The 14,789-nt window shown below is 69.9% G+C and carries 11 protein-coding genes and 2 pseudogenes; 3 read left to right on the forward strand and 10 right to left on the reverse strand.

Annotation, left to right across the window (positions count from 1 at the left end; translation table 11 throughout):
• Positions 1 to 62 precede the first annotated feature (62 nt).
• A complete protein-coding gene (locus BG482_RS01060; RefSeq protein ID WP_069766867.1) occupies positions 63 to 1,085 on the reverse strand; it encodes a zinc-binding dehydrogenase in 1,023 nt (340 codons plus the stop codon).
• Between the two features lie 54 nt (positions 1,086 to 1,139).
• Complete coding sequence (locus tag BG482_RS01065) at positions 1,140 to 2,576, reverse strand: carboxylesterase family protein (protein WP_069766868.1); 1,437 nt, start codon at positions 2,574 to 2,576, stop codon at positions 1,140 to 1,142.
• Between the two features lie 625 nt (positions 2,577 to 3,201).
• Between BG482_RS01065 and BG482_RS01070 the strand changes: the two genes are divergently transcribed.
• The gene (locus BG482_RS01070) at positions 3,202 to 3,555 is read left to right on the forward strand and encodes a hypothetical protein (protein ID WP_069766869.1); all 354 of its coding nucleotides are present in this window, start codon (positions 3,202 to 3,204) and stop codon (positions 3,553 to 3,555) included.
• Positions 3,556 to 3,863: 308 nt separating this feature from the next.
• Here BG482_RS01070 and BG482_RS01075 read toward each other — a convergent pair whose 3' ends face one another.
• Complete coding sequence (locus BG482_RS01075; protein WP_069766870.1) at positions 3,864 to 4,757, reverse strand: LysR family transcriptional regulator; 894 nt, start codon at positions 4,755 to 4,757, stop codon at positions 3,864 to 3,866.
• A 102-nt stretch (positions 4,758 to 4,859) separates the two neighbouring features.
• On the opposite strand from BG482_RS01075, the gene BG482_RS01080 reads away from it, so the two are divergent.
• Complete coding sequence (locus tag BG482_RS01080) at positions 4,860 to 5,948, forward strand: alcohol dehydrogenase catalytic domain-containing protein (protein WP_079141483.1); 1,089 nt, start codon at positions 4,860 to 4,862, stop codon at positions 5,946 to 5,948.
• A 380-nt stretch (positions 5,949 to 6,328) separates the two neighbouring features.
• Here BG482_RS01080 and BG482_RS01085 read toward each other — a convergent pair whose 3' ends face one another.
• The 6 genes and pseudogenes from BG482_RS01085 to BG482_RS01105 form a co-directional block, all read right to left on the reverse strand.
• Positions 6,329 to 7,000 (reverse strand): response regulator transcription factor, encoded by a 672-nt coding sequence (locus BG482_RS01085; protein ID WP_069766871.1) that lies wholly within the window; start codon positions 6,998 to 7,000, stop codon positions 6,329 to 6,331.
• Positions 6,997 to 8,262: a sensor histidine kinase gene (locus BG482_RS01090; RefSeq protein WP_107450291.1), complete on the reverse strand. Its 1,266-nt coding sequence runs from the start codon at positions 8,260 to 8,262 to the stop codon at positions 6,997 to 6,999. Before BG482_RS01090 ends, BG482_RS01085 begins: the two co-directional genes overlap by 4 nt.
• Before the next feature lie 233 nt (positions 8,263 to 8,495).
• Positions 8,496 to 10,634, reverse strand: a complete 2,139-nt coding sequence (locus tag BG482_RS01095) for an MMPL family transporter (protein WP_069766873.1) — start codon at positions 10,632 to 10,634, stop codon at positions 8,496 to 8,498.
• Positions 10,635 to 11,121: 487 nt separating this feature from the next.
• Positions 11,122 to 11,634 carry a hypothetical protein gene (locus BG482_RS43325; protein ID WP_141746516.1) on the reverse strand — a complete coding sequence of 171 codons (513 nt, stop codon included), beginning with the start codon at positions 11,632 to 11,634 and terminating at the stop codon, positions 11,122 to 11,124.
• 526 nt (positions 11,635 to 12,160) lie between these two features.
• A pseudogene (locus tag BG482_RS40220) lies at positions 12,161 to 12,374 on the reverse strand (LuxR C-terminal-related transcriptional regulator); the annotation flags it as partial.
• A gap of 40 nt (positions 12,375 to 12,414) precedes the next feature.
• On the reverse strand, positions 12,415 to 13,143 hold the full coding sequence (locus BG482_RS01105) for a hypothetical protein (protein WP_069766875.1): 729 nt from the start codon (positions 13,141 to 13,143) through the stop codon (positions 12,415 to 12,417).
• A gap of 79 nt (positions 13,144 to 13,222) precedes the next feature.
• On the opposite strand from BG482_RS01105, the gene BG482_RS01110 reads away from it, so the two are divergent.
• Complete coding sequence (locus tag BG482_RS01110) at positions 13,223 to 14,125, forward strand: LysR substrate-binding domain-containing protein (RefSeq protein WP_079141484.1); 903 nt, start codon at positions 13,223 to 13,225, stop codon at positions 14,123 to 14,125.
• A gap of 133 nt (positions 14,126 to 14,258) precedes the next feature.
• On the opposite strand, the pseudogene BG482_RS40225 reads toward BG482_RS01110, so the two are convergent.
• Positions 14,259 to 14,607: pseudogene (locus tag BG482_RS40225) on the reverse strand (1,4-alpha-glucan branching protein); the annotation flags it as partial.
• Positions 14,608 to 14,789 lie beyond the last annotated feature (182 nt).

The raw sequence follows: 14,789 nt of genomic DNA on the forward strand, positions 1-14,789 counted from the left end.
ACATCACCGCGATGGCAAGTTAATTGACTTACCATTATCCTGACGCGTCCCGCGATCAGGTCTCAGTCGCCCAGGACGACGACGTGCTTGCCCGGCGTGGCGCCGGATTCGAGGTCGGCCTGGGCGTCGCGGACCTGTTCCAGGCCGTGGTAAGCCTTCGCGACCGGGACGTGGAGACGTCCGGCGGCGATGGCCTGGAGCTGGTGGGCGAGGACGTCGGCCGGGAGGTCGGCGGCCTCACCGCCGTAGGACGTCAGCCGCACCCCGCCCGGGATCATGAACGGGCTGAAGTCGGGGATCGTCCACTGGCCCGCCAGGGCTCCGGTGAAGCAGACCGTGCCGTGGCGGCGGACGGTGCGGAGGGTGTCGGGGAGGACCGAGCAGCCGACCAGTTCCAGGGCGGCGTCGACGCCGTCCGGGATCAGCTCGCGCGCCTGGTCGGCGAGGGTGCCGTTGTCGACGAGGGGGTGGTCGACGCCCGCGGCCCGCAGTTCCCCTGACCTCGACTCGCTGCGGGTGGTGGACAGCACGGTCGCTCCGAGGTCCTTCGCGATCGTGGCCGCGCTCAGCCCGACCGTGGAGGTGCCGCCGCGGATCAGCAACGTCTGCCCGGCCTTGAGGTCCAGGCCGCGGGTCAGGGACCCGTAAGCGGTCTGGAACATCTCCGGCAGCGCGCCGACGACATCCCACGGCAGGCTGGTCTCGAACGGGATGACCTGTGCCGCGGGTACGGTCACGTACTGGGCGTAGGCACCGTCGTAGGCGCGGCCCATGCCGCCCATCATGGTGGCCACCTGCTGGCCCGGCCGCAGGCCGCTGTCCTCGTCGGCCTCGTCGACCACGCCGACGCCCTCGATGCCGGGCACCCGCGGGTAGGTGACCTCCGAGTCCGACTCGCCTCTGCGGGTGGTGACCTCGGACTCGTTGACACCGAACGCCTTGACCTTGATCCGCACCCAGCCAGGCTTGCGGACGGGCACCGGGACGTCCTTGATCTCCAATGCCTCCAGGCCGCCGGGCCGGGTGACGACGACGGCCCTCATCGTCGCCGGTGCGGTGTCGCCGGCTGCTGTCGGTTGACTCATGTCGAGTACCTCACTCCCTGTTGTCCCTGCGTCGTCCGTATCACCCACCGGACGTCAGGGGCGGTCGATGCCTTCCCACAGGTCGAGGACCTGCTGGTAGTGGGCGGTGCCCTCGAAGGGAGAGTCGCCGACGGTTTCCGAGGTGGGCTTGTCCGTGACCGCGGGCCACAGACGGGAGTGCTCGCCGGTGGCGAAGTCGAGCACGATGTCGCGGATACGGGTGTCCCGCTCGGCCTGCTCCGCGCTGCGGCCCGGCTGTTCCTGACCGACCAGGGCGTACATCTCGGTGCCGTGCACGGCGGGTGCGCCCTCGGCGGGGCCGATCAGGAGGAGGTGGGCGTTGCCGCCGGCGGCGGCGTGGGCCAGGGCGCCGCGGGCGGCGGGGATCGCGAAGAGGTAGTCCGCCATGACCGCGGCGCGGACCTCGGCCGGGGTACGGCCGCCCTGGTCGTAGGCGTCGACGATCTTCTGCGCGCGGGAGCGGGAGATGCGCCACCCCGCGACCTCGTCGACGACGCGGTCGATGGTGCCCGGGTCGAACCGGTCGAGGTCGTTCGCCACCCACCAGCCCATGTCGTCGCTGGCCATGCTCAGCAGGATGTCGACGTCGCGGTGCGCGCCCGAGGCGAGGACGTCCATGGGGTGGGCGTGCACCACCGCGCCGGGTTGCCCGAGGTCCAGGACGACGCCGGTGGCCTTGTTGTCCACCCCGCCGCGGACTCCGAGGTCCGTCGGGGCGACCTTGCGCAGGGCGTCCCTCAGGGAGAGCGGGTCGAGGTCCAGCAGCTTCTCCGGGTTGTCCGCGACGCCGAGTTCGGTGACGAACAGGTGCGCGAGCTCCTCGGCCCACCAGGCCGGGATGGAGCGGGCGGGCCCGCCGGAGAACCCGGCCAGACGCCGGTACAGGCCGTCGGCGGAGGAGGCGCCGAGCAGACCGAAGGTGGAGTAGGCGCCGCCGCTGTGGCCGTAGACGGTGACGTTGTCGGGGTCGCCGCCGAAGTGGGCGATGTTCCGCTGGACCCAGGTGAGCGCAACGATGATGTCCTGGAGGAAGAGGTTGCTGGCCTCGGCGAGCTTCCCGCCGTATTGCGAGAGCGAGAGCGGGCCCAGGGCGCCGAGCCGGTAGTTGATGGACACGCCCACCACGCGCCCCGTCGCGGCGAGACCGGCGGCGTTCGAGGTGATCTGCGTGTTCGCGCCGTACTCGAATCCGCCGCCGTGGATGTACACGGTCACCGGGAGCGCCTTGTCGGCAGGCTGCTCGGGGGCCCACACGTTCAGGTTCAGGCAGTCCTCGCCCATCCCGCTGTCCGCCTCGAGCCAGTCGCCGCTGTCGGGCTGGATCGCGACGACGCCCTTCCGGTCGTACGGGAGACTCGGATCGAAGTCCGCGACCACGGGGCGGCGGTACCGCTCGGCGGTGGCGTACGGGATTCCCCACCAGGACCGCACCCCTGGTGCAGTCGGAGCCTTGGGAGCGGTAGCAGTCATGGCGTGAGATTCCTTCCGGTGCGGTTCGGGTGTTTTCACATGGCGTGTCGGCGGCTGATCGCTCGCGGCGACGCTCTCCAAGCATTCCCTGGACTCCGGTAGATCGCCGGGTGGACAGCGGTCACCCGGTGGTCATCAGGTGACACTTCGGCTACAAGATTTCGGTGCGGGCCATGAACTTCTCCATGAACTTCTCCTACGTGGCCGACGGCCGGATCGTCGGCGACGGCGCCGGCTCGACCTCTTCCGGGTGAAGCAGCAGATCGATGCCGTACCGGCGTCGTGAACCTCGTAACGCCGGGTGAGCCTTCTGTCGTGCGGGATAGCCGCTGCCGGGAAGGGCCCGTACGGCGCGGTGGCAGAGGACGAGGCCCGCACCGGAGCGCGGGCGCCGGCGATGGTTTACCGCGGCTGCGGATGCGGATGCGAGTGGAACGACACCTGGCGCAGGGTCTGGGCACCAGACACCGAGCCCGACGCCGTCCCGATCACCGCCATGCGGCACCCCGCCGCCCCAGCTACCGCTGCCGGCGTGCCCAACCCTGACCCACCACGACCGGCTGCCCGGCTCCCCGGATTGGCTGTGATGGCACCTGCTCTCCCCTCACCAACAGGAAGGCCGCCCATGACTGCTGACATCATCCCGCCGCGCCCGCCGATCGTCGTCCTGTGCGGATCGACCCGGTTCTGGGACGCGCTCACCGAAGCCGCCCTGTACGAGACGGCGGCCGGCCGGATCGTCCTCGCCCCCGGCTGCAACCTCAGGACCCCGCATCCGCTCTGGGCCGACCCCGCCCGCGCTGATCATCTCAAGCGCGTCCTGGGCGACCTCCACCTGCGCAAGATCGACCTCGCCGACGACGTCCTGATCGTCAACCCCGGGGGCTACATCGGCGACAGCACCCGCCACGAGATCGAATACGCCCGCCGCCTCGGCAAAACCCTCCGCTACACCGACCCGACACCCGACCACACCTGACCACCCCGCGCAGCAAAGTGGCCCCTCCGCTCCCAGAACTGAAGGAGGGGAGCGGAGGAGCCCATTCGCGTTTCCGGGCACAGAGGTCAGCTTGGCGCGTGCTCCTGGCCCGCCAGGTCGTCCAGCCGTGCCGCGCGGCAGGCTGCTTCTCGCGCAGCATCCTCAGCCACACTTGCGCACCAAAGCGAACGCTGACGGCTCCATCTTCAGTTGGAGGTGAGTCACTACCGAGGCTCATGACGAGGTGCACGTGATGGTGCGCGCCCTCGGCGGGCTACGGCACCGAATCTGACGGCCGGCGGCGCGTTTCAGGTGGCCGAGACGATTGCTCGGGTGACGGCCGTGATCGTCGGGGTGGGGCGGCCGGGGAGCCGCGCCACGAGTACCCGGCGGATCTCGGGAGGTGCGCCTTCGACGTGCAGCAGGCTCACCCCGGGCGGCAGCACCGGCGAGAGCCGTGAGGGGACCGTTGTCACCCCGAAGCCACCGGCGACCAGCTGAAGCTTCGTCAGCCAGTCGCGCGCGCAGTGGACGATGTCCGGCCGTCCGGGCAGGCCGGGCCAGACGCCGAGCAGTGGCTCGGCGTTCGACGCCGGGGCGGCAATCCACGGGGCGTCGATCAATTCGTCGACGTGCACCGCGGTGCGGCCGGCGAACTGTCCGGTCGAAGGCACCGCCACGACAAGTTCGGTGTCCATGACGGTCTCGACGTGCAGGCGCGGCGACTCGCCGTCCAAAGGCCGGTGGGGCGGTCGGGACGTCAGCACGGCAAGGTCGATCGAGCCCGCGCGCAGTGCCCGGACCAGGGAGGGCGTGGTGCCCTCGGTAGTCGTGACCGTGATCTGCGGGTCGGTCGCCGCGAGGCGAGTGAGTGAGAGAGGCAGGATGGCCGCGCCCGCGCTCAGGAACAGTCCGAGCCGCACCAGTTCGGTACGCGAGACGGTGCCGATGAGGTCGCGCTCGGCCGCCGTCAGACAGTCCAGGATCGTGCGAGCGTGGCGCAACAGAGTCAGACCCGCGGGGGTGAGCCGCACTCCGTCAGGGCGGCGTTCGAACAGGGCGGTGCCCGCGCTTCGTTCGAGGGCGGCGGCCTGGCGTGAGACCGCCGACTGTGTGTAGCCGAGCCGGGTGGCTGCTGCGGTGAAGCTGCCGGACTCGGCGATCTGCCGCAGGACCCGTAGGCCTGTGCTGGAGATGTCCATGCGGGATACGCATACCACACATGCTCGATCATCGCTTCCCGCATGCCCGCCGGGTTCCTAGTGTCGATCCCGACGAACACGGACGAACACGGAGGCCAACACATGCGAGCAGCAGTTCTGACGCAGTTCGGCGCCCCGCTCACGGTGCGGGAGGTTCCCGACCCCGAGGCCGGCGGCGGCGAGGTGGTGGTCGAGGTCCTCGCCGCCAGTGTGGTGCCCTACGCGGCTGAGGTCTTCAGCGGCGAGCGGAACTACCCCTTGATCCCTCCCGTCGTGCCTGGGATCGGCGGCGTGGGACGGGTCGTCCACGTGGGCCCGGACGCCACCCGGCTGCGCCCCGGCGACCTGGTGTGGTGCGACTCGACGGTGCGCTCGCGGGACGACGCCCTGACGCCCGACATCACGCTCCAGGGCTGGAGTTCCCGCGGTGAGGGCGGCGCGCGCCTCGCCCGGCACCTGCACGACGGGTCGTTCGCCGAGCTCATGCGGGTCCCGACGGAGAATGTCTTCCCGCTCCCCGCAGCGGCGGGGGACGACCCGGCCCGCTGGGCCGCGCTCGCCGTGCACGTCATCCCTTACGGCGGGCTGCTGGCCGGCGGGCTCGCAGCCGGTGAGACGCTGCTCGTCAGCGGGGCCACCGGCAACCTCGGCAGCAGCGCGGTTGCGGTGGCGCTTGCCATGGGGGCGGGCCGCGTGGTCGCCCCAGGCCGCAACCAGGCCGCGCTGGACCTCCTCGCCGATCGGTTCGGTCCGTTCGTGCGCCCGGTTCCGCTCACCGGGGACGAGGCCGGCGACCGCGCGGCGATGTCCGCGGCGGCCGACGGCCCGATCGACATGGTGATCGACCTGCTACCGCCGAGCGCACCCAGCTCGGCAGCGCGCACGGCAGCCATGACCGTGCGCGAATACGGCCGCGTCGTTCTCATGGGCGGCGTCGGCATGCTCGGCGGTGACGACCTCGCCCTCCCGTACCCATGGATCATGCGCAACTCGATCACCGTGCGCGGCCAGTGGATGTACCCACGCACAGCGAACGTCGGCATCATCCGGCTCCTCGCCTCGGGCGCCCTGGAACTCGCCGCCGAACGGGTCCGGTCGTTCGGCCTCAACGCCGTCAACGAGGCCGTCACGTACGCCGCCTCACATGGTGGCCCGTTCGACCGCACCACCCTCACCCCACCGGCTCGCTGACAAGACCGACTGGTCCCCACATGTCAGCGCCACGCCCCGCCCTCACGAGCGCAGGCCGCCATGCTGCTGTATTTCTCGCGAACAACCATGAGCCTCAAGATCACCAACTGCTGCCCGAACGGACGAAGACCGACCGGGGAGGGAGCACGCAGAAAGTGCCTCCCTCCTGCGATGACAGAGACCTGCGACGAGCCTCATCGTCCCAGCTCAGGAGGAAACTTTCGCTTTTCCGCTCAAGACTTCGGACACCCCCGTAAGCGAAACGCGCCGACCGGTGCGCACCGAGGGACAGAGCAATGCCCGTGCAACCAAGGGGAGTTGGGGGGCCGTACAACCGACCCCCGGAACGCAACTGAACCCGCCCCGATGCCGGCCCGAACTCAGACAGTCCCAGGTATCACAAGCCCCGACTCGTACGCCACGATCACCAGTTGCGCCCGGTCCCGCGCCCCCAATTTGCCCATGATCCGGCTGACATGGGTCTTCGCGGTCAGCGGGCTGAGTCCCAACGCGTCGGCGATCTCTGGGTTGTTGAGACCGCGCGCGACCAGCGCGAGCACCTGCCGCTCCCGTTCGGAGAGCCCGCTCGGCCCGCCCACCACGGATGGCGTCCCGGTGTTCGGCGCGCGCAGAAAGCGGGCGATCAGCCGCGAGGTGGGACCGGGCGAGAGGAGGGACTCCCCCGCGGCCACCGTCCGGATGGCGTCGAGGAGTTCGGCCGGCCTGATGTCCTTCACGAGGAAGCCGGACGCCCCGGCCCGCAGCGCCTCGACGATGTGCTCGTCGGTCTCGTACGTCGTCAGGACGAGCACCTTCACCCCCGCGAGATCCTCGTCGGCCGCGATGAGCCGGGTCGCCTCGATCCCGTCGAGGTCGGGCATGCGGATGTCCATCACGATGAGATCGGCCCGCGCCGACCGGGCCAGCGCCACGGCCTCCCGCCCGGTACCCGCCTCGGCGACGACCTCCATGTCGCCTGCCGACGAGACGAGCATCGCGAAGGAGGCCCGCACGAGGTGCTGGTCGTCGGCCAGCAGTACGCGGATGGTCATCGAACCTCGTCCTCCCGGGACAGCGGCAGTGTGGCGGTCACCTCGAAGCCTTCGGCGGGCCCCGGGCCGGCGTCCAGTGTGCCGCCCACGCTACGGGCCCGCTCCCGCATTCCGATGAGCCCGAACCCCGGCGTGCCGTCCGGCGGGCCCACTCCGCCGCCCGAGCCGTCGTCCCCGCCCGTCCCGTCGTCCCTGACACTCACCCGCAGTGCGCCGTCCGCGGTCCACAGTCCCACTCGCACCGTGAGGTCCTCGCGGCCGCCGTGACGTACGGCGTTGGTGAGCGCCTCCTGCACGATCCGGTACGCGGCGGCGCCCACGGAGGGCGGGATGTCGTCCGCGCGGACGGACAGTTCGACCTTGGCCCCGGCCACCCGGCCGGTCTCCGCGAGACCGGCCAGTCCGTCGATCCCGGGCAGCGGCCCCCGCATGTGCTCGGCCCCGGAAGCAGAACCGGACACGGAACCGGGCCCCGGATCCGCGCCCACTCCCACGACCGTCTCATCCGCCCGCAGCACCTCCAGTGTCGTACGCAGTTCCCCCCGGGCGATCCGGCAGGTCCCCGCGATGTCGTCCAGTGCCTGGGCGACGGCCTTGCGGTCGAGGCGCTCGGGGTCGGCGGTGAGGACGTGGGCCGCCACGGACGTCTGCACGCCGATGAGCGTGATGCTGTGGGCGAGCAGGTCGTGCAGGTCACGGGCCATCCGCAGCCGTTCCTCGGCGACGCGGCGCCTGGCCTCCTCCTCCCGGGTGTGTTCGGCCCGTTCGGCCCGCTCGACGATGGAGGCGACGTACCAGCGGTAGTAGCGGACGTCGATACCGATGAACAGGACCGCGATGATCCAGCCGGAGATCTCCACGGACTCCAGCGCTCCCATCGGGTTGGTGAGGCTGTTGCCGATCGCTGTCGGTCCGATGACGGCGACACCGGTGAGCAGCGTGCGGCGTACGGTGCCGGTCGCCGCGACGGTGTAGAGCGCCAGGACGGTCGCGGGGATGGGCGGGGCGGGGTTGTAGTCGAGGGCATGGTACGGAGCCATGCAGGCCGCCACCCCGAGCAGGGCCGCCACCGGACGGTGGCGCCGCCATACGAGGGGCAGGTGCCCGGCGAGCAGCAGCGTCCAGCCGAGATGGTCGGGCCGGATCCCTTCGCCGCCCGTACGGGCGAGGGCTACGGCGAACACGGCGACGCACAGGGCGAGGACCGCGTCGTTGCGGGTGCGGTGCGGTGCGGTCAGCGGTTCGCGGTTGATGGCGGACATGATGCGCTCGGCGCAACGGGACCGCCCGCCGCCACCGGCCGCCGTCTCCGCCGCCGACCGGACGCGTACCCCTGTGGTCGTTCCCCGTTCTTCCACGGCTCCATCTTCCGGTACTCGTGCGGGAACCCGGGCGCCCCTACGGAAGGAGAGGCGCCTGGGTGGGCCCGACGGATCAAGGTGCACGCTCGGCGTGCTCGATCAGAGCGTTCGATCGCGGCCTTCGAACAGTGTGCTCAGGGTGCACTGACGGTTTCCGGCTGCCGGGGCGGCTCGGTCGGCCCGCCCCTTCCGCTCGACCCGGCCGGTTCGGCCGGCCCGGCCTGCCGTGAGAGCACGCCCGGCCACCACACCTTCCGGCCCAGGGCGACGCTGGCACTGGTCACCAGATACGTCCGTACGAGGAAGGTGTCGAGCAGGACGCCGACGGCGATCACGAAGCCGAGCTGGACCAGCTGCACCAGGCCCATGTTCATCAGCACGGCGAAGGTCGCGGCGAGGACGAGTCCGGCGGAGGCGATGACGCCGCCGGTGGTGCGCAGTGCGGTGAGTGCCGCCGTGGCCGGTTCCGCTCCCGCCAGGGACTCCTCCCTCATCCGGTGCATGAGGAAGATGCCGTAGTCGACGCCGAGGGCGACCAGGAACACGAAGGACAGCAGTCCGAGCCCCGGATCGGTGCCCTTGAGGCCGAGGAGCGGTCCGAAGACCAGTCCGCCGATTCCGAGGGAGGCGCCCCACACCGCGACGACCGCGCCCACCAGGAGCAGCGGTGCGACCAGACTCCGCAGCAGCCCGATCAGGATGAGCATCACGAACACGAGGACGAGCGGTACGACGATCTTCGTGTCCCGGGCGTTGGTGACCTCCAAGTCGATCTGCTGGGCGCTGTCCCCGCCGACGTAGGAGCCCTTCAGTTCCTTCCGCAGGGACTTGATGGTGGCGGTCTCCCCCGCCGACTGGGGTGCGCTCTTCACGAAGACGGAGATCTCGGTCCAGCCGTCTCCCGTACGCCCCTTCTGCGCGCTGCCGACGCCCGGTGTGTCGCGGACGATCGCGAGGGTCTCGTCGACGCGCCCCTGCGGGGTGATCACGTCGATGGGCTGGCTGCCCTGCCCGGGATAGGCCTTGGCAACGGTCTCCATCGCGACGACGGACTCCGGCTTCTTGACGAAGGAGTCCTCCTGCTTGAGAGGTCCCGGCAGGTTGAGTGAGCCGAGGGCGAGGGCGCCGAGCAGTACGGCACCGCTCGCGAGTACGGTCAGCGGCCTGCGTCCGGCAGAGCTGCCCATCGCCGAGAACAGGCTGCGCCGCTGCTTGGGCGTGCTCCCGAAGGCCGGCACGAGCGGCCAGAACACCCGCCGCCCGACCAGTACGAGGAGGGCGGGTAGCAGGGTCAGCATCGCGATCAGCGCGCACAGCACACCGACGGTGCCGAGCGGGCCCATGCCCTTGCTGCTGTTGAGGTCGGCGGCGAGCAGGCACATCAGTCCGGCGGCGACGGTGCCGGAGGAGGCGAGCACGGCGGGCCCGCAGCCGCGCAGGGCGGCGACCATAGCCTCGTACGGTCGCTCGATGCGCCGCAGCTCCTCCCGGTAGCGCGAGATGAGCAGCAGCGCGTAGTCCGTGCCCGCCCCGAACACGAGGATCGTCATCACACCCGAACTCTGCCCCGTGATGGTCGTGCCGAAGGCCTGGTTGAGGCCGTAGGAGACACCCATCGACATGTAGTCGGCGATCCCGGCGACGACGAGGGGCACGAGCCACAGCACGGGGCTGCGGTAGATCAGGATCAGCAGTATGGCGACGACGGCGATGGTGGTGTAGAGCAGCGGTCCGCCGAGCGAGTCGTAGACGGCGCCGGAGTCGGTTCCCAGCGCGCCGGTGCCGCCCACATCGACGCTCAACCCGCCTTCGCCCTGGGCGACTTCGCGGACGTCGGTGACGAGCTTGTCCTGCTTCTCCTCGTCCGCCCCGGGATCGTTGCTGGCGACCGGGTATATCAGGGTCGTGCCGTCCTTGGACGGAATCCCCTCGGGAACACCGTCGATCAGCTTGTGCTGCCGGGCGATCTCCGCGACCTGCCCGGCCGCGGACTTCCGGTCGGCGGCGCTGAGCCCGCCGTCCCGGTGGTAGACGAGCACCATCTCGGTGGTCTCGCCACCGGGCAACTTCTCCTCGATCTTCGCCGCTTGCGTCGAGTCCGCGCTCGCCGGCAGGTAGTCGGTGACCTTGTCGTGCTGCACGTCGGCGAGCTTCGCCGCGAACGGCCCGACGAGCGCGATCACCGCAATCCACAGCCCGAGCACCGCCCATGGAACGGCTCGCCCGCGCCCCGGCCCCAGCCTCGTCGTAGCGGTTGTCTCTCCGGCCCTCATCGACCGATCTCCCTCCGGGTGACGTCTGCTTCGGTCCCCAGACTTCCGGTGAGAACCACGGCTTTCGTCGGGCGGGAGGGCGAGGCGACGCGTACTGCCGGGGGTGACGGCGGCTGCGGATTACTCCCTGGGGAGTAAGCGGCGGACGGCACGCCGCCCCGGAAGGGACGCGGGGCTGTTTCGATCTGCGGCTACCGCCGCGTGTGCGCGACCAGCCCTCAACGACCCGCAGCAGAATCAGTCCCCCGCCGGGAAGACGCGAGGGGCCCGGGCCCACCCGGGGCCCATGACGGCGTCCGCGCCGCCGTGAGCAATCGCGCCACATGCTCCGCACAGATCTTCGAACGGTGTTCCGAACGAGGTCTCGTCCAAGCCGCCCTCTGCCTGCATATGGCGAGATCAGACTGACGATGGAAAACGCTCAGGCAGGGAACCCGCGTGGAGGCGGTTCAGGTCTGCCCCTGCATACCGGGCTCGAGCAATCGGTTCAGCAGCGGACGCCGCCGTTAACGAAGGGCGTCTGATAGGCGACATCGTGCCACCACCTGTTCCCGGCGATATCGCCATACTCGTAGGAGACCTGAAGATCGTCAATGAATGCCTTGACGAAGTCTCCGTCTTCGCACCCCGGAAGGCTTGCCTCCCAATGCCTAGGGAGGTCGTTGGTGTACCCGAGCGGCATCGGGCTGTTGTAGCTACTGATTCCGTTCTTCAGTGTCTGGACCATACCTCCGGTGACTTTACAGGGATTGGGGAATTCCCTAAAACGCGCACCCCTCTCGAAGCAGGTGAAGTTCTCGATCGAAACCTTCACCTCGCCCTCATCTGCCTGGATACAGAAGTCGAAGTCAGTGAAGTACTCTGTCCGGTCATAGCGAGTGGATTGGTGCTCGCATCGCTCGACAGCAGATGCAGGTGAGGCCGCTACAGAAACGATACCGAGGGCCATTACTGCCCCTGCCGAGAGGGAAGCGAGTGCCTTCTTCAGCATGGAATTCACAGAGATCTCCTCACGTTTATGCTTGATGGCCAGAAAGGGGAGGCGCGAATCGCCAGCCGCCCTGCGGAGCCGCGCGCATCCCCTCTCCCCCTGTCACTTAGGGCGGCCAAATAGATACACGGTGAGCATAATGGGGTGCTTACGGTAGATCGGCGGATGCACTGGGTAAACCACCCGGACGTATGGCAGTGAAGATCCGACCACGGTGAGCTTGTTCTTTATCTACCAAGATCGGCCAGGTCTGCCGATGGCCTTGAGTGCGTGTTTCTCATCCGTGAGCTCGTCAGCTGTTGATCGTTAACGTTAGTGTTACGTCCTGTGACCAGAGCCTGCGGACGGATTGGGTCGGGTTCACTGCGCATGCCAGCATGTGCGGCACTGGCCGGAGTTGTCGTCGCGGCGACGGGATGCACGAGCGATGCGCAGGGCTCGGCGGGCCGTGACATAGCCCCCGCGGCGCGGACGTACTTGTCGCCGCCGTACCTTGCTGCTGATGTCCGCCAGGCGGCTCGGTACCCTCGGCGGGTCAGGCTCGCAGGTAAGCGAAGACGGCCAGGACCCTGCGATGCGTCTTGTCCGTCGGAGGCAGGTCCAGCGGTGAGGATGTTGCCGATGTGCTCGCCGATCGCCGCTTCGGAAACCACCAGCTCCTTGGCGATCGCGCCGTTGGACCTGCCTTCGGCGATCAGTGCCAGCACCTCGCGGGCGACCACCGGCTCCGTCCCGCTGCGGCGCCGACGGGCACGGCACTCAGACCGCCCCGGTGAAGCGGTCACGGGATCAGCGGGCGGTCAACGCGTTGACGAGCTGCGCGAATTCGGCGCGTTGCCGGTCGGTCAGTGTGGCGTACAGCGGCGCCTGCAGTTCGTCGGTGAGTCGCCCGGCACGCTGCCACCGGCGGATCTGGGTCGCGGCAACGGGACGTGGCGCATGCCAGCCGTAGTGGGTTGCCTGCTGGACGCCGAGGTTGATGACCATGGCCGCCTGGGCGCTCAGCCCACACAGGCGCACCGCCGCGAGATGACAGGCCCCACGGTGTTCCCGTAGCACGTGTATGCGCTGCATGGCCGAGCCCACCGGGTCGTCGCCCGGGCAGGGCTGCGCGCGCCAGCCGGCGAACAGGGGAAGGGCGTCGGCGTCGGCGGCGTCGATCAGCTGCTGAGCCAGGCGGTTGAAGTGCTCCACGTCGGCGTCGCCGGGGATGTGGGCGCGCCCCCACGTCCGGACGGCTCGTCCGTAGCAGGCGGCGGCTTCCTCCGCCGGCATGACGGGCCGCCCCGCCAGCCAGCCCGTGGTGACGAGGTGGGGGCCGAGGAAGCCTTGTACCGCTTGGACCACCGAGGCCGGTGTCTCGCCGAGCACTCCGAACCGTCCGCGGCAGTAGAAGCCGCGGCCGGGGACGAATCCGGCACTCAGCCCGACGGCGGCGGTCGTCTCGTCGGACATGAACTCGTCGCCGAAATCGTGGATGGGCCGGGCAACCGCGGCGATGCAGTCGAGGATTTCCATGCGCTGAAGATCACCCCTGGGGACTCGGCAGGTCAAGGGGATGATTTCTGATGGGACTCTTTAGCTAATCTATCGAGTCATGTTGGATATCCGCCGTCTGCACATGCTCAAGACCGTCGCCGCCCGCGGTTCCATCGCCGCGGCCGCCCAGTCACTGGCGCTGTCTCCCGGCGCCGTGTCCCAGCAACTGTCCGCGCTGCGGCACGACGTGGGAGTCGACCTGCTGCGCCCCGACGGACGAACCGTGGCCCTGACGGAGGCGGGCCAGGTGCTCCTCGAACACGCCGAGCGGATCATCGCCGCCGTAGGAGAAGCCGAATGCGCCGTCGCAGCGGTCAAGGGCACAGTCGGCGCCACCGCCACACTCGCCGCGTTGCCGTCGACCGTCGCGGCGATCGTGGCCCCCGCACTGACCGCACTGGGCTCACACCACCCGCAGCTCACCGTGACATGCCTGGTCACCGACCAGGCGCAACTGCGGGAACTCACGCTCGGCGCCGTCGACGTCGTGCTGGGACAGCGGTATCACCACCTGCCCGATGCGACACCCCGGGGAGTCGAGGTCTCGGCGCTGCTCGACGACCCGCTGCTCGTGGTCACCGCAGCCGGCCAAGCCGATGAGCGGCCCGTCGCCCTGCGGGAACTGGCCACGCACACTCTCGCCGTGCCGCCGCCGACCACGGAGTGCGGACAGGCCATCCTGCAGGCCTGCCACCACGCCGGCTTCGCCCTCGCGCCGCGCTACATCACCGCCGACATCGCCGCCCAGCTCACCCTCGCAAGGACCGGCCTCGCCACCGCGCTCATTCCCCGCACGGCCATCGACCCCACCGCACCCGGCATCCGCACTGCTCCCATCGAGGGCCAGCCGATCACACGCCTCCTGTTCGCCGCGAGTCGTCACACCCAGACCGCGAACCCGACGACCACGGCCGTCGTCGCAGCGTTGCGCACAGCGGCGCGGCAGGGTCTGGGACGCTGAAGGGGAACAGTCGGCGCTGTCCGGGCGGTGGTCCGGTGCGCTCGCACACGACGCCGCCGGCGATCGCTCCCCCCTGGGACGAACGGCCCAACCCGCCGACCATGACTGCGCGCCCACCCCTCTCCGCGGCCCCTCAGGGTGCCAGCGTCGCCGGGACGCCCCGTGCAGCCGTTCCGTCCGGCCAGGTCCACCCGCCGACAACGCCCACGGGCGGCCACTGAGAGGCCTCCGCCGGCACCAGGAGACGGTTGACCTGAACGTCTAGCCCGTCGTCAGGGCCGGTTGCGTGCACGGTGACGGTGGGTCGGGGGCGTCGCTCCTGCTCTGGTGCTGCGGCAGCGCCTCGCCGCGCACGAGCGCGCGCAACTGCGCCATCACCACCGGGTCGTGGACGCCGTCGTAGATCCACCGGGTGCCGAGCACCCCGTACTCGGCGTGCCGATCAACGCCTCGCCTGCGGCGCCCTCCAGCGCCGCACCGCGATTGTTCCGTCACCCAGCCCGGCCTGCGGTACGACCACCGTCCCTTGCCACGGCGGGTGAGCAGAGCCGTCGGACACGTGGGCCGGCCCCGCCGAAGAATCGCCCGGCCGGGCCGACACGTGTCACATCCTGTCAACTGCCCTCCGCGAGACGGCAATTCGAGCAGACTGGTCTGCGTGCCG

Source organism: Streptomyces sp. LUP30 (genome assembly GCF_001746365.1).
Taxonomy (GTDB): domain Bacteria; phylum Actinomycetota; class Actinomycetes; order Streptomycetales; family Streptomycetaceae; genus Streptomyces.